General features: G+C 58.3%; 1 protein-coding gene. It reads left to right on the top strand.

Translation table 11 applies throughout. The features are described 5' to 3' along the window. Positions 1–87: 87 nt before the first annotated feature. Positions 88–1,223 (top strand): IS3 family transposase gene (locus tag ABD104_RS30170; RefSeq protein WP_371695654.1). Its coding sequence is split into 2 segments (ribosomal slippage): positions 88–352 and positions 352–1,223, totalling 1,137 coding nucleotides; the frame shifts between segments, so codons are not numbered across the junction. The last annotated feature ends 61 nt before the right edge of the window (positions 1,224–1,284 follow it).

Below are 1,284 nucleotides of genomic sequence, written 5' to 3'. Positions count from 1 at the left end.
AGAGGTGGCGGCGGAAATTCAGACAGTCCGATAAGTGGAGAGCTCTGGGCCTGATCCGGCGATAATGCCGGTAAAGGAACCAGAGAGATGACCAAGAGAACGAGACGAACACACTCAGCGGCGTTCAAGGCCAAGGTGGCCTTGGCGGCGGTCAAGGGGGATCGCACCCTGGCCGAACTGGCTCAGCAATTTGATGTGCATCCGAACCAGATCACGGAATGGAAGCGGCAGTTGCAGGAGAAGGCGGCGGACGTATTCGGGTCGGCAGGACAGAGCAACAACGAGCCGCCGGCCGATCTGAAGGTGCTACATGCCAAGATCGGCCAGCTCACGCTGGAGAATGATTTTTTAGAAAGCGCGCTCACCAAGGCGGGATTGCTGAGCGCAAAGCGATGATAGACCGTACGCATGCACTGCCGGTGTCACGCCAGGCCAAATTGGTGGGGATTGCTCGATCGAGCGTGTATTATCAGGCCCGGCCTGTCAACGATAGAGATCTGATGTTGATGCGCCGGATCGACGAGCTGCATCTGGAGTTTCCGTTTGCCGGGGCCCGCATGCTGGCGCGGCTACTGCGCCGTGACGGCCATGAGGTCGGCCGACGACACGTGGGCACCCTGATGAAACGCATGGGCGTTAAGGCGCTGTATTGCAAGCCCAACACGAGCCGGCGCAACGTCCAGCACAAAGTTTGGCCGTACCTGCTGCGCGATATGCGGATTAACCGGGCCAATCAGGTGTGGGCGCTGGATACGACCTATATCCCGATGGCTCGGGGCTTTGTGTATCTGACCGCAGTCGTAGACTGGGCCAGTCGCAAGGTTCTGGCTCATCGGGTGGCCATCACGCTGGAAGCGGTGCATGCCGTTGACGCCTTGGAAGAAGCCTTTACCCGCTACGGGTTGCCTGATATCGTCAATACCGATCAGGGCAGCCAATTCACAGCCAGCGCCTTCACTGAAGCGGTACAAAGCCGAGGCATCCGGTTATCCATGGATGGCAAGGGAAGCTGGCGCGACAACGTGTTTGTCGAACGGGTATGGCGCAGCATCAAGTACGAGGAGGTGTATCTGAAGGCCTACGAATCGGTCAGCCAGGCCAGGCAGTCCATCGGGGCGTATATCCAGTTGTACAACCAGAGGCGCCCTCACTCCAGTTTGGCCGATCAGACCCCCGATGAGGCATACTTCGCGATGCTGCCTGCGATTAAAACGGCAGCATGATGTGCCCGGAGCGTTCCACTTAAAATCTCAAAATACTGTCCAAACAACCGGAGCCACCTCT

It is taken from the genome of Pigmentiphaga daeguensis (assembly GCF_039523035.1).
Classification (GTDB): Bacteria; Pseudomonadota; Gammaproteobacteria; order Burkholderiales; family Burkholderiaceae_B; genus Pigmentiphaga; species Pigmentiphaga daeguensis.
Note: the sequence above shows the minus strand (reverse complement) of the source record. Positions and strands in the feature narration are given on the sequence as shown.